Origin of the sequence: Aquabacterium sp. A7-Y, assembly GCF_026153205.1 — a bacterium.
Taxonomy (GTDB): Bacteria; Pseudomonadota; Gammaproteobacteria; order Burkholderiales; family Burkholderiaceae_C; genus Caldimonas.
In genome coordinates, this window is record NZ_JAPFBW010000022.1 from 52,259 (window position 1) to 71,879 (window position 19,621).

At 70.0% G+C, this 19,621-nt stretch carries 23 protein-coding genes and 1 tRNA gene; 6 read left to right on the forward strand and 18 right to left on the reverse strand.

The annotated features are described in order from the left end of the window. Positions 1–393: a YraN family protein gene (locus OOT46_RS19430; protein ID WP_416136225.1), complete on the reverse strand. Its 393-nt coding sequence runs from the start codon at positions 391–393 to the stop codon at positions 1–3. Between OOT46_RS19430 and rsmI the strand changes: the two genes are divergently transcribed. Then, positions 392–1,282 (forward strand): 16S rRNA (cytidine(1402)-2'-O)-methyltransferase, encoded by an 891-nt coding sequence (gene rsmI, locus OOT46_RS19435; protein WP_265405365.1) that lies wholly within the window; start codon positions 392–394, stop codon positions 1,280–1,282. The two genes, OOT46_RS19430 and rsmI, sit on opposite strands and share 2 nt — an antisense overlap. A gap of 12 nt (positions 1,283–1,294) precedes the next feature. Here rsmI and OOT46_RS19440 read toward each other — a convergent pair whose 3' ends face one another. Further along, positions 1,295–2,314 (reverse strand): septal ring lytic transglycosylase RlpA family protein, encoded by a 1,020-nt coding sequence (locus OOT46_RS19440; RefSeq protein ID WP_265405288.1) that lies wholly within the window; start codon positions 2,312–2,314, stop codon positions 1,295–1,297. 282 nt (positions 2,315–2,596) lie between these two features. Between OOT46_RS19440 and OOT46_RS19445 the strand changes: the two genes are divergently transcribed. Beyond that, positions 2,597–3,217, forward strand: coding sequence for a DedA family protein (locus OOT46_RS19445; RefSeq protein WP_265405289.1), 621 nt, complete (start codon positions 2,597–2,599; stop codon positions 3,215–3,217). A 12-nt stretch (positions 3,218–3,229) separates the two neighbouring features. Here OOT46_RS19445 and OOT46_RS19450 read toward each other — a convergent pair whose 3' ends face one another. The 3 genes from OOT46_RS19450 to OOT46_RS19460 all read right to left on the reverse strand — a co-directional run bounded on the left by OOT46_RS19450 (position 3,230) and on the right by OOT46_RS19460 (position 5,230). Next, a complete protein-coding gene (locus tag OOT46_RS19450) occupies positions 3,230–4,546 on the reverse strand; it encodes a response regulator (protein ID WP_265405290.1) in 1,317 nt (438 codons plus the stop codon). Between the two features lie 125 nt (positions 4,547–4,671). After that, complete coding sequence (locus tag OOT46_RS19455) at positions 4,672–4,932, reverse strand: hypothetical protein (RefSeq protein WP_265405291.1); 261 nt, start codon at positions 4,930–4,932, stop codon at positions 4,672–4,674. A 222-nt stretch (positions 4,933–5,154) separates the two neighbouring features. Next, positions 5,155–5,230: transfer RNA gene (locus OOT46_RS19460), tRNA-Arg, on the reverse strand. Positions 5,231–5,466: 236 nt separating this feature from the next. On the opposite strand from OOT46_RS19460, the gene OOT46_RS19465 reads away from it, so the two are divergent. Continuing rightward, positions 5,467–6,369 carry a c-type cytochrome gene (locus OOT46_RS19465; RefSeq protein WP_265405292.1) on the forward strand — a complete coding sequence of 301 codons (903 nt, stop codon included), beginning with the start codon at positions 5,467–5,469 and terminating at the stop codon, positions 6,367–6,369. 100 nt (positions 6,370–6,469) lie between these two features. Here OOT46_RS19465 and OOT46_RS19470 read toward each other — a convergent pair whose 3' ends face one another. From OOT46_RS19470 to OOT46_RS19500, 7 genes are all read right to left on the reverse strand, one after another. Continuing rightward, on the reverse strand, positions 6,470–7,006 hold the full coding sequence (locus tag OOT46_RS19470; protein ID WP_265405293.1) for a DUF2946 family protein: 537 nt from the start codon (positions 7,004–7,006) through the stop codon (positions 6,470–6,472). Positions 7,007–7,122: 116 nt separating this feature from the next. After that, a complete protein-coding gene (locus OOT46_RS19475; protein ID WP_265405294.1) occupies positions 7,123–8,130 on the reverse strand; it encodes a YheT family hydrolase in 1,008 nt (335 codons plus the stop codon). A gap of 52 nt (positions 8,131–8,182) precedes the next feature. Beyond that, positions 8,183–8,620, reverse strand: a complete 438-nt coding sequence (locus OOT46_RS19480) for a YybH family protein (RefSeq protein WP_265405295.1) — start codon at positions 8,618–8,620, stop codon at positions 8,183–8,185. A gap of 17 nt (positions 8,621–8,637) precedes the next feature. Further along, positions 8,638–9,522, reverse strand: coding sequence for a formyltetrahydrofolate deformylase (gene purU, locus OOT46_RS19485; RefSeq protein WP_265405296.1), 885 nt, complete (start codon positions 9,520–9,522; stop codon positions 8,638–8,640). Between the two features lie 99 nt (positions 9,523–9,621). Further along, on the reverse strand, positions 9,622–11,118 hold the full coding sequence (locus OOT46_RS19490) for a TAXI family TRAP transporter solute-binding subunit (RefSeq protein WP_322114270.1): 1,497 nt from the start codon (positions 11,116–11,118) through the stop codon (positions 9,622–9,624). A gap of 10 nt (positions 11,119–11,128) precedes the next feature. Continuing rightward, positions 11,129–11,335, reverse strand: coding sequence for a zinc-finger domain-containing protein (locus OOT46_RS19495; protein WP_265405297.1), 207 nt, complete (start codon positions 11,333–11,335; stop codon positions 11,129–11,131). 16 nt (positions 11,336–11,351) lie between these two features. Continuing rightward, on the reverse strand, positions 11,352–12,275 hold the full coding sequence (locus tag OOT46_RS19500) for a branched-chain amino acid transaminase (RefSeq protein ID WP_265405298.1): 924 nt from the start codon (positions 12,273–12,275) through the stop codon (positions 11,352–11,354). A gap of 191 nt (positions 12,276–12,466) precedes the next feature. Here OOT46_RS19500 and OOT46_RS19505 point away from each other — a divergent pair, with 191 nt between their 5' ends. Continuing rightward, positions 12,467–13,228, forward strand: coding sequence for a hypothetical protein (locus OOT46_RS19505; RefSeq protein ID WP_265405299.1), 762 nt, complete (start codon positions 12,467–12,469; stop codon positions 13,226–13,228). Positions 13,229–13,231: 3 nt separating this feature from the next. Here the strand turns inward: OOT46_RS19505 and OOT46_RS19510 are convergent, their stop codons facing one another. Genes OOT46_RS19510 through OOT46_RS19520 form a run of 3 tightly spaced genes read right to left on the reverse strand, consistent with a single transcriptional unit; the run spans position 13,232 to position 14,852 of the window. Beyond that, positions 13,232–13,624 carry a hypothetical protein gene (locus OOT46_RS19510; RefSeq protein ID WP_265405300.1) on the reverse strand — a complete coding sequence of 131 codons (393 nt, stop codon included), beginning with the start codon at positions 13,622–13,624 and terminating at the stop codon, positions 13,232–13,234. Beyond that, on the reverse strand, positions 13,621–14,454 hold the full coding sequence (locus OOT46_RS19515) for a metallophosphoesterase family protein (protein WP_265405301.1): 834 nt from the start codon (positions 14,452–14,454) through the stop codon (positions 13,621–13,623). The genes OOT46_RS19510 and OOT46_RS19515 overlap by 4 nt, the downstream gene beginning before the upstream one ends. Positions 14,455–14,510: 56 nt before the next feature. Further along, complete coding sequence (locus OOT46_RS19520) at positions 14,511–14,852, reverse strand: antibiotic biosynthesis monooxygenase family protein (RefSeq protein WP_265405302.1); 342 nt, start codon at positions 14,850–14,852, stop codon at positions 14,511–14,513. A gap of 129 nt (positions 14,853–14,981) precedes the next feature. Between OOT46_RS19520 and OOT46_RS19525 the strand changes: the two genes are divergently transcribed. Then, positions 14,982–15,530 (forward strand): hypothetical protein, encoded by a 549-nt coding sequence (locus OOT46_RS19525; RefSeq protein WP_265405303.1) that lies wholly within the window; start codon positions 14,982–14,984, stop codon positions 15,528–15,530. Between the two features lie 14 nt (positions 15,531–15,544). On the opposite strand, the gene radA is transcribed toward OOT46_RS19525, so the two are convergent. The 3 genes from radA to OOT46_RS19540 all read right to left on the reverse strand — a co-directional run bounded on the left by radA (position 15,545) and on the right by OOT46_RS19540 (position 17,888). Continuing rightward, entirely contained in the window at positions 15,545–16,912 is a 1,368-nt protein-coding gene (gene radA / locus OOT46_RS19530; RefSeq protein WP_265405304.1) for a DNA repair protein RadA, read from the reverse strand. 42 nt (positions 16,913–16,954) lie between these two features. Next, on the reverse strand, positions 16,955–17,440 hold the full coding sequence (locus OOT46_RS19535; protein WP_265405305.1) for an acyl-CoA thioesterase: 486 nt from the start codon (positions 17,438–17,440) through the stop codon (positions 16,955–16,957). A gap of 115 nt (positions 17,441–17,555) precedes the next feature. Continuing rightward, positions 17,556–17,888 carry a DUF2917 domain-containing protein gene (locus tag OOT46_RS19540; RefSeq protein ID WP_265405306.1) on the reverse strand — a complete coding sequence of 111 codons (333 nt, stop codon included), beginning with the start codon at positions 17,886–17,888 and terminating at the stop codon, positions 17,556–17,558. 184 nt (positions 17,889–18,072) lie between these two features. On the opposite strand from OOT46_RS19540, the gene OOT46_RS19545 reads away from it, so the two are divergent. Next, positions 18,073–19,593, forward strand: coding sequence for a PLP-dependent aminotransferase family protein (locus tag OOT46_RS19545; protein WP_265405307.1), 1,521 nt, complete (start codon positions 18,073–18,075; stop codon positions 19,591–19,593). Positions 19,594–19,621 lie beyond the last annotated feature (28 nt).

The window sequence follows — 19,621 nt, forward strand, 5'->3', positions numbered from 1 at the left end:
TCAGGCCGCACTGAAGGCGGCCTGCAGCCATTCGAGCTGCCCGCCTTCAATCGCGACCACATCGAAGCGGCAGGGCGGCGGGGTCGGGCAGCGCAGCAGGAAATGCCGGGCTGCCAGCACGATGCGGCGCTGCTTGGCGGGCGTGACGCTGGCGGCGGCGCCGCCGCAACGGCTGTCGCGCCGCTCGCGCACCTCGACGAACACCAGGGTGCCATCGGCCGCGCGCAGGATCAGGTCGATCTCGCCGGCCGGCCGGCGCGGGCCGGCCGCGACGCGATAATTGCGCTGCACCAGCTGCAAGCCCGCGCGCTCGAGAAACGCCAGCGCGCGATCCTCCGCCCCCTCTCCCTGCCGTTGAATTGTCGTGACCATCGAGGCCTCGCCGTCGTCCATGTTGCTGCAGGCCGCCGCCCAGGCTGCCGCAGCGCAGCAGTATCCCGCGGCCACCCTCTATGTGGTAGCCACCCCCATCGGCAACCTGGCCGACATCACGCTGCGAGCGCTGCATGTGCTGTCGCTGGTCGATGCGGTGGCGTGCGAGGACACCCGCCACACCGCCGGCCTGCTGCGCCACTACGGGCTGGAGCGTGGGCTGCTCGCGGTGCACGAGCACAACGAGCGCGAGGCGGCCCAGGCGGTCTGCGCACGGCTGGCCGCCGGCGAGCGGGTGGCCTATGTGAGCGATGCCGGGACGCCGGCGGTGTCCGACCCGGGCGCACGCCTGGTCGCCGCGGCCCGCGAGGCCGGCTTCCGTATCGTGCCGGTACCGGGCGTGAGCAGTGCCACCGCGGCCCTGAGCGTGGCGGGCGATGCGCAGCCGGGCGGCTTCCGGTTTGTCGGCTTCCTGCCCAGCAAGCCGCGCGAGATGGAGCAGGCGCTGCAGGAACTGGCCGGGCGCACCGAGGCGCAAGTGCTGTTCGAGGCGCCGCACCGCATCGAGGCCCTGGCGCGTGCGCTGGCGGCGGCCTGCGGAACGCGGCCGCTCACGGTGTGCCGCGAGCTGACCAAGCAGTTCGAGAGTGTCGTGACGCTGGAGGCCGAGGCGCTGCCCGGCTGGCTGGCCGAAGACGCCCACCGGCGCCGCGGCGAGTTCGTGCTCGTGCTGCACGCGCGCGCTGCTGCCGACGGGGACCCGCTGCAGCAGGCCGAAGGCGTGCTGGTGGTTCTGCTCGAAGCGCTGCCGCTGAAGCAGGCGGTGGCGCTGGCCGCCCAGGTCACCGGGGCCCCGCGCAATGCGCTCTACGAACGCGCCCTGACGCTCAGGCAGGGCGGTGGGGACTGAACCGGCTGTTCTTCAACGCCGCTCGGTGATCACCGGCACCAGCTGCAATGCATCGCGCAGGCGCAAGGCCGCGGTGGCCGCCTCGCCCCGGGTGGCATAGGGCCCGGCCTGCAGCCGGAACAGCGGGGCATCCTCGATGACGGCCAGCAGCGGTCCCAGCCAGTCCAGCTCGCCGCTGACACGACGCTGGAAGTGCTCGGCGCCTTCGCGCTGGCGGAAAGCACCCAGCTGCACCCAGTAGCCCTGGGCGGCTGCCGGTGCGGCGCGGGTCTCGGCGACCGGTACCGCCACGGCCGCCTCGGCGGCAGGCGGTGTTTCGGGAACGGCCGCCGGCGGGCTGGACGGCGTGGGGACCGGCACCGCGGTGGGGACGGCAGGCTCCGGGTCGGTGGCCGGCTGGGCGGGCGCGTCCGCACCAGAGCGCGCGACGCGCGTGTCCGCGGCGGCCGGGCTGCCGCGGCGCCAGGTACCGGCCCGGATCTCGTCGTTCGTCAGGCGCTCGACCTCGACCTCGGCGCTGCCGCGCAGCACGATGCCGAGCTTGCGCGCCGCCGCGTAACTCAGGTCGATGATGCGGTTGCCGTGGAAAGGCCCGCGGTCGTTGATGCGTACCACGACCTCGCGGCCCGAGCCGAGGTGGCGCACGCGCGCATAACTCGGGATGGGCAGGGTCGGGTGGGCTGCCGTCATCGCATACATGTCGTAGACCTCGCCGCTGGAGGTGCGGCGGCCGTGGAACTTGCGGCCGTACCAGGAGGCGATGCCGCGCTGGCGGTAGCTCTTGTCGCCCAGCACCGGCACATAGTCCCGCCCCATCACCGTGTAGGGCCGGTTGGCGCCGCGCGCCAGCGGCTCGACACGCGGCTCCGCGTCGGGCGTGTCGCGGGCCTCTCCGGCCGGGGCCGGGCCGGGTCCGTCGACATCGGGGCGCCGGGGCGAGGAAGGACCCGAGGCGCATCCGGCCAGGGCGAGCAGTGCGGCGCACAGCAGCCCGGCGGCAAGCCGGGGCAAGGGGGCGGGCAGTTCAAACATGCCGCGAGGGTAATCGAGGCGGACCGCCTGGCTCAACCGCGGCGGCGCGCCGATCGTCAGAGCTTGTGAAGAGTTCCCGATCCCGGCCGCTGAGGCCGCCGCGGGGGCCGCCCGGGCTGGCGGGCGGGTGCCGGCAGCAACGTTCGGCTACGGTGCTTACGATCGGCTGTCTCGCCACGGGTACATCGCCTGCTTGTCAGCCGCTGTCGATGCCGCAGAAGGAGTCGCTCTTGGACCTGCTTGTCGTTGGGGAAAACGCCGCCGCCGCGGTGGCCGGGTGTCATGGTTGACTGGATCATCCGGACGATCACCGAGCAGGGCTACCTCGCGATCCTGCTGCTGATGTGTGCCGAGAACGTCTTTCCGCCGCTGCCCTCCGAGCTGATCATGCCCTTCGCCGGTTTCGCCGCGGCGCGTGGCGACCTCAGCCTCGCCGGTGTGATGATCAGCGGGACGCTCGGCTCCCTGCTCGGGGCGCTGCCCTGGTATGTCGCCGGTCGCAGGGTGGGCGGTGAGCGCCTGCGGCGCTTCGCCGACCGACATGGCCGCTGGCTCACAGTCTCGCGCGAGGAGCTGGACACGGCCGACCGCTGGTTCCACCGCCACGGCCCGCTGGTGCTGGTGGTGGGCCGCATGGTGCCCGCCGTCCGCACCTTGATCGCAGCGCCGGCCGGCGTGATGCGGCTGTCCTGGCTGCCCTTCCTCGGATGGTCGCTGCTCGGCTCCTTGCTGTGGACCGGCGTGCTGACCGGCGCCGGCTTCGTGTTGGAAAGCCGCTACGAGCAGATCTCGCGCTGGATCGACCCGGTCGCCAAGGGTGTGGTCGCGCTCCTGGTGCTCGGCTACGTCGTCAGGGTGCTGCGCTACGGCAGGCGCAGGTCGCCGGACGCCGACCGGGGCTGAGCCGGCGGCGCCTCAGGCGCTGTCACCCGCAGGGTCCAGACGCCCCTGCGGCAGCGGCACGTGGTGGTAGATCTCGCGCGCCAGCGCCCGCAGGTCCATGGGCTTGCTGAGGTAGCCGTCCATGCCGGCCATCAGGCAGTCGTGGCGATCGCGTTCGCTCACCAGGGCGGTGGCCGCGATGATGGGGAAGTAGGGCAGCTCGCCGGCCGCCTGATGGCGGCGCAGCGCGCGGGTCGCCTCCAGCCCGTTCATGCGCGGCATCATCACGTCCATCAGGATGCCGCGCGGCGCGCCGGACAGGCAGTAGGCCACCGCCGCCTGCCCGTCGCCGACGATATCGACCTCGTAGCCCAGCACCTGCAGCATCTCGGCGAAAAGGCGCTGGTTGACTTCGTTGTCGTCGGCCACCAGCAGGCGCGGGCGGTCGTCGAGGGTCAGGGCCGCGGGCACGGTCTCGCCCGACGGACGCCGGCTGAAGTGAATCGCCTGGCGTGTCAGCGAGAGCAGCTCGGACGGGCTCAGCGGCGGCACGATAACGTCGATGCCGGCCGGTACGCGGTCCGGGGCCTGTTCGGACGGCGGCAGGAAGGCGACGGCCGTGGCCGCATCGAGCAGCGGGCGCAGGCCCACCAGCTCGTCCAGGTGCACGCCGTACAGGGGCGAACCGAGCACCAGGGCCGGCGGGGTTCTGAGGCGGCCCGACCCGAGGCCCTGGCGCGCCTCCCCGGCCGTGCTGATCAGCCGGATGCGCCAGCCCAGCCGCTGCATGCGACGCGTCAGCGACTCGTAGACGATGGGCGGCTCGCCGATGAGCCAGACCTCGGCGCCGCCGGCGTCGACGTCCTCTTCGTCCTCGCACGGGCCGTCGAGGTCCAGGCAGGCGCGCAGCACGCTGCCTTCGCCGGGCAGGAACCCGACTTCGAGCCGGCCGCCCAGGAGCGTGCACAGCGAGCGGGCCGAACCCAGGGTGGTGATCGGCGTCGTGAGGTCCACCGCCGGCTCGGCGCCGCCCTCCTCCTCGGCCGATGGCGGCCCGTCGCCCCCCGCGTCGGCCACCTGGAGTTCGAGCCGGCAGTGCAGCGGCGCCGTCGGTTGCGCGCGCACCGAGAAGAACACGCTGCCGTGGCGGGCGCGTGCCATGGTGTAGTTCAGCAAGAAGTCGGCAAGCCGCGTGATCGCGTCGGCCCGGGCGCGATCGACCTGGGGGCGGCCCCCTTCGTGATCGAAGAAAAACGGCATCTGCCGCGCCGCGGCATCGAGCAGATGCCGCCGGCTCAGGTCCGTGAGGACCTCGCTCAGGTCGACGCGTGAGGAGGCTTCAGCTTGCATGGCATGGCGGTTGGGGCCCGGAGGCGATCGGCGGTCTGACAGGCCCAGCCCTCGGACCGCCTGCACTTGCGTTGTGTCATGCAAGCCCCGTACCCAACAAGCTGAGGCTGCGGTGTCGCCGGCGCTCAGCCCACCCTCAAGGCGACCGGCTGCCCGGCCGCCCGCCGGCTGTATTCGCTCCACGCCAGGCGGGCTGCCTCCTGCAGGCGCTGCGGCGCCCGGCACAGCTGCAGATGACAAATCCAGTGCTGCAGGCTGTCGTCGATCTGGCTCGCCCACTCGTCCTCGCGCGCAAAAGCCGCCAGGTCGCCGACCACGTCGGTGCGGCCCGTCTGCTTGTTGAGCCAGCGGATGAAAAGAGGTTCGCGGGAAGTGGAGAGGGCCATGGCACGCGGCTCGGAAGCGGAAAAATCGGAGGCGAAGTGTTGCACCCGCTCCCGCCGGCCGCTGTCGGCGGACGTCCTACACGGCGGGCCGAGGCCAGGCGCGAAGGGACGACGGGAACAAAAAGACGGTGGGAGGTGCTGCGGTGCGCACCCGACCCGGGGACGGGTCACATCCAAGACGTCAGCGCAGGCGACGACGGGGTCGATCTGCCACTGCGAAAGTGGCGCGCCCGGCTGGGATCGAACCAGCGACCCTTGGCTTCGGAGGCCAATACTCTATCCACTGAGCTACGGGCGCAAAGATGCGTATGTTAACCGCTAAAGCGAGGATTGCTTGCGCGCCTCGTTCGATCATCGATCCACGAAGGCGGCCGGCGGGCCATCCGGCAGCCCGGCGAGGGCAAGGCGCCACAGTGGGGCGCCGCGTGCGCCCCCTATCCGCCCGTGCAGAGGGCGGCCCGTATAATCCCGAGGTTTTGCAGCGCGGATGCCCGCCCCACCAACACACGCTCCCGCAGTCGAGGATTTGAGCCCATGAGCGACAAACACAACGCCCACGACGAACACGAAGGCCCGCACGAGGGCCCGATCAAGACGCCCAAGCAATTGATCGTTGCGGTGGTGTTCTCGTTCCTGATCCCCATCCTCGGGATCCTGCTGCTGGTCACCTTCGTCGTGGTCGACAAGAAGGAAGGCGCGGGCAGCGATGGTTTCAGCGAAGAAGCGATCGCCCGCCGCATCCAGCCGATCGGCAGCATCGAGCTGAAGGACCTCTCCGACCCCGCCACGCTCAAGGCCGGCATCGATGTCTTCAAGGCGCAGTGCGCCGCCTGCCACGCCACCGGCGCGGCTGGCGCCCCCAAGCTGGGTGACGCGGCGGCCTGGGGCGAGCGTGTGAAGCAGGGGTACGACCCGCTGCTGCAGGCGGCCCTCAAGGGCAAGGGCGCCATGGGCCCGCAAGGTGGCGGCGATTTCAGCGACCTCGAGATCGGCCGTGCGGTGGTCTACATGGCCAATGCCGCCGGCGCCAAGTTCGAGGAGCCCAAGGCGGCGACGCCGGCCGCTGCAGCCGCTTCGGCCACCGAGCCGAGCCCGCAGGACACCCAGGCGGCCCAGAACGCTGCCGCCGCTGTCGCTGCGGCGGCCAAGGGCGCCGAAGCCTCCGCACCTGCTGCTGCCCAGGGCAGCCCGGCCGCCGCGGCGGTGCCGGCCCTCTACGCGCAGGCTTGCCAGGTCTGCCACGCCGCCGGTGTGGCGGGTGCGCCCAAGCTCGGCGACAAGGCCGCCTGGGGCCCCCGCCTGGCACAGGGTGTCGAGGGGCTGACCGCCAGCGCGATCAAGGGCAAGGGCGCGATGCCGCCCAAGGGCGGCGCTGCCAGCGCGAGCGACGCCGACATCAAGGCCGTCGTCGCTTACATGGTCGATACCGTCAAGTGACGGCCGCCTGAACGCTCTCTGCTGAACCAGATCGCTTCGATCTGAACAAAGGCCGGTGTTGTGACCGGCCTTTGTCGTTTCCGGGCCTCCGGGCAGCGGCTCAGAGCGTCTGCTGCTGCGGGCTCAGCACATAGCCGAAGCGCCCCGGGAAGCTGTCGAAGCGCCCGTCCTCGGGCTGCCACAGCCCGGCTTCGACGGCGTGGGAGGCCGCTTCCATGTCCAGTGTGTGAACCACACCGAAGCCGAGGTCGGTGTGGAGGAAGAGCCGTCCGTGTTCGTCCAGCCAGGCCGATTCATAGCGGGCCGGCGCCCCGGTGTGGGCGCAGATCAGCACCGGGCCGCCCGGGTCGGGCTGCAGCCGCCACACCCACGGGGCCGCTTCCAGCTCCACATACACGCGCTGCGGTCCGTTCTGGAAGAACCACGCACCTTGTGCATCGGCCGCATAGTTGCGGTGGATGAAGTCCTTCAGCTTGTCGTGCGTGATGCGGCTGCCCTTGACCTCCGGAAAAGGTCCGGCTGCCTGGATGCGCTCGTCGCGCATGTACCAGTCGCCCCGCGCATCGAGCGCCAGCCAGCCGCGGCAGGCCGGCACGTTCGGCCACTTCTTCAGTGCCGCCTTGACGATCTCGTCCATCTCTGCACCCCCGATCCCGTCGATCTCGCAGCCGCAGTGCGGCCCGGCGGTCTCCAATCCCCCGGCGCCGCCGACCCCGACGGTCCCACAACCACGTCAAAAGCCTGAATCGTCCGTCAAAGCTGCTTCTGCATCCAGTTCAGCACCTGCTCCGGTAGTGTCAAGACGTGACCAGGCCAGTGCCCGGACGGAAAGCCGACGTGGCCGCCGTGGGGCGGCTGCCAGAGCGTCACGAACTCGCCCACCTGGTCCTGCCGCGGCAGGCTGGCGGCCGGCACGAAGGGGTCGTTGAGGGCGTTGAGCACCAGCGCCGGCACGCGGATGCGGTGCAGCAGCGGCTTGCTCGAGGCGCGCGACCAGTAGTCGTCGGTGTCGCGGAAGCCATGCAGCGGTGCAGTGAAGACGTTGTCGAACTCGTAGAGAGTGCGTGCCGCCAGCAGCCGCTCGCGGTCGAACAGGCCGGGATGCTGGGCCAGCTTCCTCAGGGCCTTGGGTTTCATCGTGTTGAGGAACATGCGGCTGTACACCAGCCGGTTGAAGCCGCGCCCGATCGCCGCGCCGCCGGCCGCGAGGTCCAGCGGCGAACTGATGGCGCAGACGGCGCGCACGCTGCGGGCGGCTGTCTCGCCGGCTTCCTCGGCCCAGCGCAGCAGCGCATTGCCGCCCAGCGAGACGCCGACCGCGAGCATCGGCCCGGTGTGCGCCTCGCGCAGGCGCGCCAGCATCCAGCCGATCTCCTCGTGGTCGCCCGAGTGGTAAGCGCGCGGCGCGAGGTTGAGCTCGCCCGAGCAGCCGCGGAAATGCGGCACCGCGTAGTGCCAGCGGTGCCGTGCCGCCCAGTGCGCGAAGGCCTCCGCATAGTGGCTGCGCGACGAGCCTTCCAGGCCGTGGAAGAGCACCAGCAGCGGCGCGTCGGGAGGCGGTGCCGCGCCAGCGGACGGTTCCGCGTAGACCAGCCGGTCGATGTCGACGAAGTCCTGGTCGGGGGTGGTCCAGCGTTCGCGTGCATAGAGCGGCGCGGGACCGAGGAAGCGGCGCGAGAACAGCGCCGGCCAGATGGTCTGCACATTGCCGCCGACCGGGCCGGAGCCGGTCAGCCAGCGAGGCGCACGGTAGCCGAGCATGGTCCTGGACCTCGAAAGCCTGTGGGGTGAGTCGGGACAGCGAAACGCGGCTTCAGTGCAGCATGCCGAGACTGCCGCCCAGGTCCTGCAAATCGACCGCCGCGCCGGAGCTGGCGTGGTGGCACACCAGTCGCCAGCCCAGCGGCGTCTTCACATAGACGTTGGTCGCGAGGACCGTGCCGGTGTGCAGGCCGTCGGCGCTGCTGTGCCTCACCTGCTCCACCACGCTGTGCACTGCGGTGGTCAGCGTGTTGATGCGGCGCACCTTCTCCGGCCGCACCTCGAGGTTGCCGGCGGCGAACAGCTGCTCGAAAGCGGCCCGGATGGCGGCCGCCCCGAGCAGGCGCGGGCCGCCCGGGTGGATGCAGACGATCTCGTCGTCGTCCGACCAGACCGACATCATCTTCTCGATATCGCCTTGCTGCAGCGCTTCGTAGAACTGGGCTTCGATGTCCTCGGGGGAGGCGAGCGTCGCGGGCGGTCTGGGCATGGCGGGCAGGGGCAGGTTCAGGGGAAGACGATGGTCTTGCGGCCGTTCATCAGCACGCGGTGCTCGACGTGCCAGCGCACCGCGCGCGCGAGCACCACACACTCGACGTCGCGGCCCACGGCGGTGAAGTCCTCCGGGCTCAGCGAGTGGTCGACGCGCTCGACATCCTGCTCGATGATGGGCCCTTCGTCGAGGTCGGCCGTGACGTAGTGGGCGGTTGCGCCGATCAGCTTGACGCCGCGCTCATGCGCCTGGTAGTAGGGCTTGGCGCCCTTGAAGCTGGGCAGGAAGCTGTGGTGGATGTTGATCGCGCGGCCCTTGAGGAAGTCGCAGAACTGCGGGCTCAGGATCTGCATGTAGCGCGCCAGCACCACCAGGTCGATCTCGTGCTCGTCGACCAGGCGCTCGACCTGCTGTTCCTGGGCGCGCTTGGCCTCGGCGGGTGCGCCGGTGGGCAGTGGCAGGTGGTGGAAGGGCAGGCCGTAGCTGGCGGCCAGCTCGGCGAAGTCGGGGTGGTTGGAGACGATGGCCGGGATGTCGACCTGCAACTGCCCGGAGCGCCAGCGAAACAGCAGGTCGTTGAGGCAGTGGCCGTGTTTGCTGACCATGATCAGCAGGCGGGGCTTGCGTGCCAGCGAATGGAACTTCGCCTGCATGCCGAACTGCTGGCCGACATGGACGAACAGCCGGTCCAGCGTCGCGACGTCGGCCAGGTGGGCGGGGGCCTCGAAGTGCACCCGCATGAAAAAGAGGCCGGTGCCGTCCGGATCCTGCACGTCGCCGAACTGCTGCGAATCGATGATGTTGCAGCCGGCCTGGTAGAGCAGGCCCGAGACGGCATAGACGATGCCCTTGGCGTCCTTGCAGGAGAGGGTCAGGATGAATTCTTGCGGCGGGGTCATGGGTGGCCTTCAGTAGCCGCGATTGTACGGAGCGGCTGCGCTTTCCCGGGACGGCCGCGGCGCGTCCCCCCGGCACGAGGGGCCGGTGCGGCCTGGCGCTCAGCCGACCGCCTGGGCCTCCATGGTCTGGCGCAGCTTGCCACGGACCAGGTCGATGTGCTGGCGCAGCGCATACAGCTCGTCGGCGTAGGACAGCGGCACGCTGATCTGGGAGGCGCGTGCCTCGACATCGTCGAGCTGGGCCAGCAGCTCGCGGGTGTCGACCTCCGGCCGCTCCAGCGACTCCTCGACCTCGCGCAGCCGCGCGTACCAGCGAAACACGCGCGAGCGCACCCGGAATTCGTAGAGCGGCGGGACCAGGCGCGACAGCGGGATCAGCACCGCGACGATGGACAGCAGCGCCACCCACATGCGGTCGATCACGTTGGAGACCCAGAACGGCAGGTAGCGCTGCAGCCAGGGTGCGCCGTTGCGCAGGTAGCGCTGCGCCTCGGGGGCCACCGGCAGGTCGGTGTTCACCGCGTTGGGGAACTCGCCGGCACGCGCGAACCAGCCGGCTTCACCGTGGATGCGGCCGGCCGCCTGCATCATCAGCTGCACCAGCGCCGGGTGCAGGCCTTCGCGCGCCACCAGCGTGGCGGTGGGCGCGATCAGCTGCACGTCCTCGCCGGGCAGATCGCGGCCCAGGTCGACGACCCCGCGCGGCAGGGTCACCGCCGAAAGGTGCCTGAGCTTGCGCGCGTAGGCGTGCGACTGCGAGAAGTTGAAGAGGCGGATGCCGGGCGTCTGCAGCAGCATCTGGATCAGCGGCGAGTCGGGTGCCGAGACGAACAGCATGGCGTCGGAGCGGCCTTCCAGCAGCTCGACGACGGCCGGCGTGTTGCTCAGGTGGGACAGCTTGAGGGTGTCGCGGTCCAGTCCGTTGAGCTCCATCAGCTCGTCGGCCAGGGCCTGCACGCCGCTGCCCGGCGAACCGGCATTGAAACGCCAGCCCTTCAGCTCGGTCAGCGACTGCAGCCGCGGGCGCTTGAGCAGGCGCTTGGCGCTGTCCTCGCGGTAGAACAGCCAGACCGGCTCGTAGAACAGGCTGCCGAGCGAGACCAGCCCCGGGTCGGGCGCCTCCTCGTCGCCCGGCGGGCGCCGCCAGGTGCCGCCCTGCACGAAGGCGATGTCGATGTCCTTGTCGGCCTGCTGCAGCCAGGCCAGGTTGTCGGCCGAGCCGCCCGAGGGTCGCAGTTCGACCGTGATGCCGTAGGGCGCCAGCAGCTCCCGGTAGCGCCGGCCCATCACCTCGTAGGCGCCCTGCTCGGTGCCGGTGGCCATCACCAGGCGTTTCGGGGGCGTCGGGTCCAGCACCCAGTAGGCGGCGGCCATCAGCAGCGCCGTCAGCACGATGAAGGGCGCCGCCGCGGGGATCAGGTCGCGCAGCGTCAGCAGCATCTGCTTGATGCGCGAGTAGCCCATCGCGCCGGCCCTCACGGCACTGCGCGCCAGGGCGCGGCCGCTGTCCACCGGGAGAAAACCCGGTGCGGGCCGGCCGAGACCCGGGGGCTGCGGCGGGACACCATCGGTCGGATCGCGGCCGGGGGCTGCCATGGCCGCCGGCTCAATGCCCGTGGACCTTCTCGCCGGCCTTCAGCTTGTACATCGTGCCGCAGTAGGGGCAGCGCGCCTCGCCGCCGGCCGCCACGTCCAGGAAAACGCGCGGGTGGTTGCTCCACAGCGGCATCTTCGGGTTGGGGCAGAACACGACGCCCGGTCCCTGCAGGTCCTTCGCGCTCACTTCAACCACGGATTTGACGAACTCGCTCATCGGGGCATCCTCGTGTTCAGACCTGGGTCAGCCACTCCGCGTATTTCGCGTTGCGGCCGTTGACGATATCGAAGAAGGCATTCTGGATCTTCTCCGTGACCGGTCCACGCTGGCCGGCGCCGATCTGCAGGCGGTCGAGCTCGCGGATCGGCGTGACCTCGGCGGCGGTGCCGGTGAAGAAGGCCTCGTCGCAGATGTAGATCTCGTCGCGCGTGATGCGCTTCTCGACGATGCGGATCCCCAGGTCGGCGCAGATCGCGAAGATGGTGTTGCGCGTGATGCCGTTGAGCGCGCCGGCCGACAGGTCGGGCGTGTAGACGACGCCGTTCTTGATCACGAACAGGTTTTCGCCCGCGCCTTCGCTGACGAAGCCGGCCGAGTCGAGCAGCAGCGCCTCGTCGTAGCCCTCGTCGGTCGCTTCCATGTTGGCGAGGATGGAGTTGGTGTAGTTGCTCACCGCCTTGGCCTGCGTCATCGTGATGTTGACGTGGTGGCGGGTGTAGCTGGAGGTCTTGACGCGGATGCCGCGCTTCAGGCCCTCTTCACCCAGGTAGGCGCCCCAGGACCAGGCGGCGACCATCAGGTGGATCTTGTTGCCCTTGGGGCTGACGCCCAGCTTCTCGGACCCGATCCAGACCAGCGGGCGGATGTAGCAGCTCTCCAGCTGGTTGGCGCGCACGACTGCCTTCTGCGCCTCATTCACCTGCTCCTGGGTGAAGGGGATGTTCATGCGCAGGATCTTGGCGCTGTTGAACAGCCGCTCGGTGTGCTCGCGCAGGCGGAAGATGGCGGTGCCCTTGGCCGTGTTGTAGGCGCGCACGCCTTCGAAGGCGCCGCAGCCGTAGTGCAGGGTGTGCGACAGCACGTGGATCTTGGCGTCGCGCCACTCCACCAGTTGGCCGTCCATCCAGATCTTTCCGTCGCGATCGTCCATCGACATGATGGGCTCCTCAGTTTATTGGGTCTTGAAGGGCGTCATTCTACGGTTGACGAACCGGGGCAAGCTGTGGACTTCTTTGCTCACTCTCCCTGGCCGCGCTGCGGGTCGGCTCGCAATTTTTCACGTGCCGGCCTGACAATACGTCCGGGGCCGAGGGCGGAACAGCCGGGCCGTTTTCGGAGAGTCGTCAGATGAAGTGCCTTGTTCGAGCCGCGAGTTCGGCCGTCGCCCTGTTTTCGTTCGTGCTCATGTCGGGATGCGGAACGTCACAGAACCTGGCCCCGGAGCCAAAAATTGTCTTGTCCAAGGTGGCGGTCCTGCGCGTGGACCCTCCCGGCGAGCTCTACACCAGGAACAGCAACCTGGTCCTGAACTCGACCGGCGGCCTGCTGGGCGCGGGCGTGCAGGCGCTCGACACCAGCTACAAGTCGCGGACCTTCAACCAGAAGATGGAGGAATATCGGCTCTCCAGCGGGAAGAAGATGACCTCGGCCCTGATCGAGGAACTGGCGCGACAAGGCTTCGATGTGGAGCTGATCGACGGACCGAAGGGGCCGCCCGACGACCCCGACAACGTCGACTACACGAAGCTCCCCACCCGCAATCCGGTGTTGCATGTTCGTTTCGACGCCATGGGCATGTACTCGAGCCAGACCTCCCTGTATTACCTGCCTCAGTTGAATGTGTCGGCGTGGTTGGTCATGCCCGGTTCGGAGTCCTATCCCTTCGAGGAAGGCTTCTACTACGGAGCGGATTCGCGCGGAGAGAAGTACTGGAGCCTGCCCAGCGACGACAAGTATCGCTATGGCACGTTCGAGACCCTGGTGAACAGTCCGGACAGTGTCGCCGAAGGCTACGACGCCGGAATCAGGGCCGTCGCCAAGCGGATCGGCGAACAGCTCCGCAGCCGCTTCGACCGCCCGGCCGCCGTCGCGGGCGCGCCCGCACCGTAAGGCTCAGGCCCCGGCGGTCGGGTCTTGCGGCCGCCACAACTCCCAGCTCACCACCTTGCCGCCCTTCACCTCCACCGTGAGGTGCGAGCCGCCGGGATCGGTCCAGCGGTAGCGCTCGGGCGCCTCGCCCAGCTTCTCCCCCAGGCTGCGCGCCAGCAGCACCAGCTGCATCATGCGCATGCCGGTGTGCATCTTGGCGTTCAGCATCACGGCGCTGTCGATGTAGCCGATCGGCGCGCTGCCGGCCTGCCGCATCACGCGCACTGCCTTGTTGAACTGCAGCAGCAGCCAGAACACGATGATGCTGACGGCCAGCACCACACCCTGCCAGCCGTAGCCGTACCAGCCGACCGCGAGGGCGGCGAGGGCCAGCGCCCAACCTGTCCATGGATTCATGGCGCGATGGTAGGCCCTGGGGCCGCCTTGTCCGTTGTGGATGCCCGCAGCGCGGCGGCGATGTCGCCCTCGCGCCGGCCCACGCGGCCGGTACGCAGGGCGTCGGCCCAGTCGCCCCGGCCGTGGCGCTCGGCCTGTCGGGCTGCCGCTTCCCAGTCGTAGGGCACCGCGCGCAGCTGCACCGACCAGCCGGCTGCGCCTTTCTCGATCAGCGCATAGCGGGCGTGCGGGCTGCCGTTTTCCATCACGTGCTCGTGCGGGTGGCTGTCGTCGTAGGCCTGCAGCCCGACGCTGCCGGGGTTGACGACCAGGCGGCCGTCCTCGAGCTGCATGACCCGCGGCTTGTGGGTGTGGCCGCAAAGGATCACGGCCGCCTGCGCCGCGCCCGCACGCGTCAGCACCTCGGCGTGGCTGGCCGCGCGCACGCCGGGCCAGCCGCGCCCCCCGAAGTCGGGGCACACGGTCTCCATGAAGTACTGCAGGTCGCTGCCCGGCGTGCCATGGCAGGCATAGACCTCCTCGCGCCAGCGCAGCTGGGCCGGCAGGCCGGCCAGCCACTCGCGCTGCGGGGGCGTCAGCCGTTCGGCCGCGTGGCGGTCGGACAGGCCCATGCCCTCCAGCGGCCGCAGCACCTGCCGCTCGTGGTTGCCGCGGATGGTGGGCAGCGCCAGGGGCATCAGACGGTCCAGCGTCTCGCAGGGCCACAGCGGGCCCGAGGCGATGTCGCCCAGGTTGAGGGTGGCGTCGGCCCCGGCGGCCTGGATGTCGGCCAGCACGGCGTCGAGCGCCGGCAGGTTGCCGTGGATGTCGGACACGATTGCAAGCCGCATGGCCTTCCTCCGGGGGGGTGCCCGGCACCCCTGCTGGCGCGCTGCCGCCGGCCGGCTCAGCGCGCGGGTTTTTTCATGCTGCGCGCCTGTTCGACCCGCGCGACGCGCAGCTCGAACTGCTGGTACCACCGCTGGTGACCGAGACGCTGGGCCTCCTGGTGCTCCACATGCGCCTTCCACGCAGCGATGTCCTCCAGCGAGCGCCAGTAGGAGACGGTGATGCCGAAGCCGTCGGCCCCGCGCACGCTTTCCACACCCAGGTAGCCCGGCTGCCCGGCCGCCAGTTCGACCATGCGGTCGGCCATGCCGCCGTAGCCTTCGGGGTCGTCGGGCGTGCGCAGGTTGCTGAAGATCACCGCGTAATAGGGCGGCTCGGGGGTCTCGGCGAAGGGACTCATGGCTCGCCAGTGTAGGGCGTCCAGCGCGAATGGGGGATGGAGCCGGGCGGCGGAAGTGCCTAGTCCATTGGACTAACATCGCCGCAGCGGGCCGGCGTGCCTGCCGAGGAATACTCACAGGAGAGGGAATTGAAGACGATGTGGAAGAAGACCGGGCCGAAACAGGCGGCGCTGCTGGCAGCCGCCCTGGCACTGTTGGCTGGCTGCGACAGTCGGACCGCGACCGAGAAGGGCCAGGACCTCGCCAAGGAGAAGCTCGACTTCGTCCAGGGCATCGGCAATGTGGTGAAGGGCCAGGGCAAGGACCTGGGCGGCACGGTGGGTGAAGGCGTGGGCAACGTCGTGACCGGCCTGGGCAAGGGTTTCGACGCCTCGCTGCAGGCCAAGCCGGTGCGCCTGGCCGATCCCGAGGCGGCCAAGGCCGTGCAGGTCACGCGCGCCCAGGAGCTGCCGGCGGCGGCCGACGGCAAGAGCAAGGGCATGACGGTCTACATCGTTTCGGAGAACGGCTACGAGGGCTCGCTGCGCCTGTTGGCAATGTCGGGCGGCGCGGAAGTCGGCCGCAGCACCGCCAAGGCGAAAATCGACAAGGGCGACGCGAAATACGTCGACTTCAGCTTCGACGAGCGAGTGCCGCTGACCTCGGTGGACCAGTACTCGCTGGTGCTGGTCAAGTAGCCACGGGGCGCGCCTCAGCCCAGCTCGCGCACCAGGTCGATGGCCTGCTCGACCCGCTCCACCGCGTGGATGGTCAGGCCCTCGATGGGCTTTTTCGGCATGTTCGCCTTGGGCACCACGGCGACGCTGAAACCCAGCTTGGCCGCCTCCTTGAGCCTTTCCTGGCCGCGCGGCGCCGGGCGCACCTCACCGGCCAGGCCCACCTCGCCGAAGGTCAGGAAACCTCTGGGCAGCGGCTTGCCGCGCAGCGAGCCCTGGATCGCCAGCATCACCGCCAGGTCGGCCGCCGGCTCGCTGATGCGCACGCCGCCCACCGCGTTGACGAACACGTCCTGATCGAAGCAGGCGATGCCGGCATGCCGGTGCATGACCGCCAGCAGCATCGCCAGGCGGTTCTGCTCCAGGCCGACGCTGAGCCGGCGCGGGCTGGGGATGGGCGAGCTGTCGACCAGGGCCTGCACCTCCACCAGCATCGGGCGGGTGCCTTCCAGGGTCACCAGCACGCAGGAGCCGGGCACCGGCTCGCCGTGGGTGGACAGGAAAATCGCGCTCGGATTGGCGACGCCCTTGAGGCCGCGCTCGGTCATCGCGAAGACGCCGATCTCGTTGACCGCGCCGAAACGGTTCTTGAAGGCCCGCACCAGCCGGAAGGCGCTGTGCGTGTCGCCCTCGAAGTAGAGCACCGTGTCGACGATGTGCTCGAGCACACGCGGGCCGGCCAGCGCGCCTTCCTTCGTGACGTGGCCGACCAGCACCATGGCCGTGCCGGTGGCCTTGGCGGTGCGGGTCAGCTGGGCCGAGCACTCGCGCACCTGCGCCACCGAACCGGGGGCCGAGGTGAGCTGCTCGGAGTAGACCGTCTGGATCGAGTCGATCACCGCGACGGCCGGCTTCTCCGCATCGATGGTGGCGAGGATCTTCTCCAGCTGGATCTCGGCCTGCACGCGGACCTTGGAGCCGTCCAGCCCCAGCCGGCGCGCCCGCAGCGCGACCTGGGCGCCGGATTCTTCACCTGTGACGTACAAGGCTTTCATCTGCTGGGACAGCGCGTCGAGCGCCTGCAGCAGCAGCGTGGACTTGCCGATGCCCGGGTCGCCGCCGATCAGCACCACGCCGCCGGGCACCATGCCGCCACCCAGCACGCGGTCGAGTTCATCGATCCCGGTGGGGCAACGCTCGACGTCCACCGCCTCGATCTCGGCCAGCGAGGTGACCGGCGCCGACTTCGCCAGCGCCTGGAAGCGGTGCTGCCTGCCGCCGCCGCTGTCCGCGAGCGTCTCTTCCAGGGTGTTCCAGGCGTTGCAATGTGGGCACTTGCCCAGCCACTTGGGGCTGGTGCCGCCGCACTCCGTGCAGGTGTAGACCGTTTTTTCCTTTGCCATGCAGGCATTGTCGGCCATGCCCACCGGGTGGGGCCGGCGGGCTCAGACGGTGCTGGCGCGGATGCCCTGGTAGCGCTGCTCGAGCTCCTGGCGCAGTTGCTTGCGCACCTTGGCGGCCTCCTGGCGGCGCCGCTCGTCCGGCGTGGTGGGCGTCAGCGCAGGCACCGCGGTGGGCTTGCCGTCGTCGTCGACCGCCACCATCGTGAAAAAGCAGCTGTTGGCGTGGCGCACCACCTGCTGGCGGATGTTCTCCGCGACCACCTTGATGCCGACCTCCATCGAGGAGGTGCCGGTGTGGTTGACGGAGGCCAGGAAGGTCACCAGTTCGCCGACGTGGATGGGCTGGCGGAACATCACCTGGTCCACCGAGAGCGTCACGACATAACGCCCCGCGTAGCGGCTGGCGCAGGCATAGGCGACCTGGTCGAGCAGCTTCAGGATCGTGCCGCCGTGCACGTTGCCGGAGAAGTTGGCCATGTCCGGCGTCATCAGCACGGTCATCGAGAGTTGGTGGCTGGGCAGGTCCATGAAGCAGGCGGCAAGCGGGCCGGGCAGTGAAACGACCCCCGCATTGTGACGGTGCCGACGGCGCGCCGGGTGGCTCGCGGCGCGACAACAAGCGGCGCAGCGGCGACGAGCGGCCTCAGCCGGCCACGGCCGGTGCGCTGTCGGGCGGCGCCGCCGGACGGGGCGTCCGGCTCAGGGCCGCACTCAGCCGGCCGAACAGCCGGCCGAGTGCCGAGGCCGGGCGGACCAGCGCGACGGCCGAGCCGGATTCCGCGCCGAGCAGCACGCCTTCTCCCGGGCGCAGCTGCAGCGAGTCACCGGCATGCAGGAAGTGGTCGTGCAGGTCGCCGCTGGCGGTGACCCAGACCCGGCCGTGCCGCACTTCGAGGGTCGCCGAGCGGCTGAGCGGCAAGTGCATCAGCTGCCCGGGGGCGAGCTGCAAGGTGGCGTAGGAGGGGGAGGGGCGCATCGTGGATCTCCTGGGCAGGGCGGTGGAATCGTTGCTGCCCAGTATTCGCAAGACGCTCCCGGCGGGTAAGACGCAGGCCGCGCCAAAACGAAGCAGTACAGATGCGCCTGTGCGTGTCTGTACTGGCGACAGAACTGCACATCTGTACCTGTGCGCCCCCCCACTCGCCCCTCACAATGACTGTATGGATACCGCTCGCCCGACTGGTGTTTCCGCAGCGCCCGCCGACTCGGCGGCAACGCCGCTGTACCTGCGGCTGGCCGGCGGCATCGAACGCGCCATCGCCAGCGGCGCGATGCGCCCCGGCGACCGGCTGCCTTCGGTGCGGCAGCTCAGCCAGCAGCACGACGTCAGCCTGACCACCGCGCTGCAGGCCTACCGCTGCCTGGAGAACCGGGGCCTGGTGCAGGCCCGCCCCAAGTCGGGTTATTTCGTCGCGCCGCGCACCTACACCTTGCCGGAGCCGCAGATCGACCTGAGCATCGCCGGCGCCTCCTTCGTCAGCATGGACCACGTGCTGCACGAGTTCCTGCAGATGGTCGACCACCCGCTGGCCGCGCCTTCCTTCAACGCCGCGCCGGCGCGCACCCTGCTGCCCGAGGCCAAGCTGCAGCACCTGCTCGCGGGCGTGAACCGGCGCCACCCGGAGTACGCGTCGAAATACCAGATGGCGGGCAGCACCGCGCTGCGCCAGGAGATCGCGCGGCGTGCCGTCACCTCGGGGGTGCACCTACACCCCGACGAGATCGTCATCACCAACGGTGGCATGGAGGCGGTCTACCTCGCGCTCAAGTCGGTCGCCTCGCCGGGCGACACCATCGTGCTGGAGTCGCCCACCTATTTCCACCTGCTGCAATCGATCGAGAGCCTGGGCATGAAGGTGCTGGAGATCCCCAGCCACCCGCGCGACGGCATCTCGCTGGAGGCGCTCGACTTCGCCACCCAGATCCCCGGGGCAGTGAAGGCCTGCGTGCTGCTGCCGAACTTCCCCAACCCGATGGGCAGCCTGATGCCGGTGGCCCACAAGCGCCGGCTGGTGCGCATGATGGCCGAGCGCCGCATCACGCTGATCGAGAGCGACATCTACGGCGAGCTCTACTTCGGCGAGCAGCGCCCGCCGGTGCTCAAGAGCTTCGAGACCGACGGCGACGTGATCCTCTGCTCGGCCTTCACCAAGACGGTGGCACCGGGCTACCGCATCGGCTGGGTCGCGCCAGGCCGGCACTTCCTCAAGACCCAGGCGCTGAAGGTACGCACCTCGGTGGCCTGCCCGCTGCTGCAGCAGGAGGTGCTGGCGCAGTTCATCCGCGACGGCGGCTACGACCACCACCTGCGCAAGCTGCGCGCCGCGCTGAAGACCCAGGCGACCCAGATGGCCGACGCGGTGGCGCGCCACTTTCCGCCCGGCTGCCGGCTCAGCCGGCCACAGGGTGGGCTGATGCTGTGGATCGAGCTGCCGCGCCATGTCGATTCACGCGAAGTCTTCGCGCTGGCGCGGCGCGAGCACATCGGCGTGGCGCCGGGCGCCGCCTTCAGCTGCGGCCGGCGTTTCGACCACTACATCCGGCTGCAGTACGGCGAGCCCTGGTCGCCGCGCATGGAGGCGGCGTTGCAGAAGCTGGGCCAGATCGTCACGCGGCTGGCACAGGAGCGGCCGGAGTCGGGGGTGGAGCGGGGCATGCCGCTGGGCGAAGTGCTGGCCTGAGCGCCGTTCTGCGGCGGCAGCCCGAACC

Excerpts from the sequence above, each read along its gene's own strand:
- rsmI (WP_265405365.1), top strand. The coding sequence starts at position 392 with ATGTTGCTGCAGGCCGCCGCCCAGGCTGCCGCAGCGCAGCAGTATCCC.
- OOT46_RS19430 (WP_416136225.1), bottom strand. The coding sequence starts at position 393 with ATGGACGACGGCGAGGCCTCGATGGTCACGACAATTCAACGGCAGGGA.
- OOT46_RS19440 (WP_265405288.1), bottom strand. The coding sequence starts at position 2,314 with ATGTTTGAACTGCCCGCCCCCTTGCCCCGGCTTGCCGCCGGGCTGCTG.
- OOT46_RS19445 (WP_265405289.1), top strand. The coding sequence starts at position 2,597 with ATGGTTGACTGGATCATCCGGACGATCACCGAGCAGGGCTACCTCGCG.
- OOT46_RS19450 (WP_265405290.1), bottom strand. The coding sequence starts at position 4,546 with ATGCAAGCTGAAGCCTCCTCACGCGTCGACCTGAGCGAGGTCCTCACG.
- OOT46_RS19455 (WP_265405291.1), bottom strand. The coding sequence starts at position 4,932 with ATGGCCCTCTCCACTTCCCGCGAACCTCTTTTCATCCGCTGGCTCAAC.
- OOT46_RS19465 (WP_265405292.1), top strand. The coding sequence starts at position 5,467 with ATGAGCGACAAACACAACGCCCACGACGAACACGAAGGCCCGCACGAG.
- OOT46_RS19470 (WP_265405293.1), bottom strand. The coding sequence starts at position 7,006 with ATGGACGAGATCGTCAAGGCGGCACTGAAGAAGTGGCCGAACGTGCCG.
- OOT46_RS19475 (WP_265405294.1), bottom strand. The coding sequence starts at position 8,130 with ATGCTCGGCTACCGTGCGCCTCGCTGGCTGACCGGCTCCGGCCCGGTC.
- OOT46_RS19480 (WP_265405295.1), bottom strand. The coding sequence starts at position 8,620 with ATGCCCAGACCGCCCGCGACGCTCGCCTCCCCCGAGGACATCGAAGCC.
- purU (WP_265405296.1), bottom strand. The coding sequence starts at position 9,522 with ATGACCCCGCCGCAAGAATTCATCCTGACCCTCTCCTGCAAGGACGCC.
- OOT46_RS19490 (WP_322114270.1), bottom strand. The coding sequence starts at position 11,118 with ATGGCAGCCCCCGGCCGCGATCCGACCGATGGTGTCCCGCCGCAGCCC.
- OOT46_RS19495 (WP_265405297.1), bottom strand. The coding sequence starts at position 11,335 with ATGAGCGAGTTCGTCAAATCCGTGGTTGAAGTGAGCGCGAAGGACCTG.
- OOT46_RS19500 (WP_265405298.1), bottom strand. The coding sequence starts at position 12,275 with ATGTCGATGGACGATCGCGACGGAAAGATCTGGATGGACGGCCAACTG.
- OOT46_RS19505 (WP_265405299.1), top strand. The coding sequence starts at position 12,467 with ATGAAGTGCCTTGTTCGAGCCGCGAGTTCGGCCGTCGCCCTGTTTTCG.
- OOT46_RS19510 (WP_265405300.1), bottom strand. The coding sequence starts at position 13,624 with ATGAATCCATGGACAGGTTGGGCGCTGGCCCTCGCCGCCCTCGCGGTC.
- OOT46_RS19515 (WP_265405301.1), bottom strand. The coding sequence starts at position 14,454 with ATGCGGCTTGCAATCGTGTCCGACATCCACGGCAACCTGCCGGCGCTC.
- OOT46_RS19520 (WP_265405302.1), bottom strand. The coding sequence starts at position 14,852 with ATGAGTCCCTTCGCCGAGACCCCCGAGCCGCCCTATTACGCGGTGATC.
- radA (WP_265405304.1), bottom strand. The coding sequence starts at position 16,912 with ATGGCAAAGGAAAAAACGGTCTACACCTGCACGGAGTGCGGCGGCACC.
- OOT46_RS19535 (WP_265405305.1), bottom strand. The coding sequence starts at position 17,440 with ATGGACCTGCCCAGCCACCAACTCTCGATGACCGTGCTGATGACGCCG.
- OOT46_RS19540 (WP_265405306.1), bottom strand. The coding sequence starts at position 17,888 with ATGCGCCCCTCCCCCTCCTACGCCACCTTGCAGCTCGCCCCCGGGCAG.
- OOT46_RS19545 (WP_265405307.1), top strand. The coding sequence starts at position 18,073 with ATGGATACCGCTCGCCCGACTGGTGTTTCCGCAGCGCCCGCCGACTCG.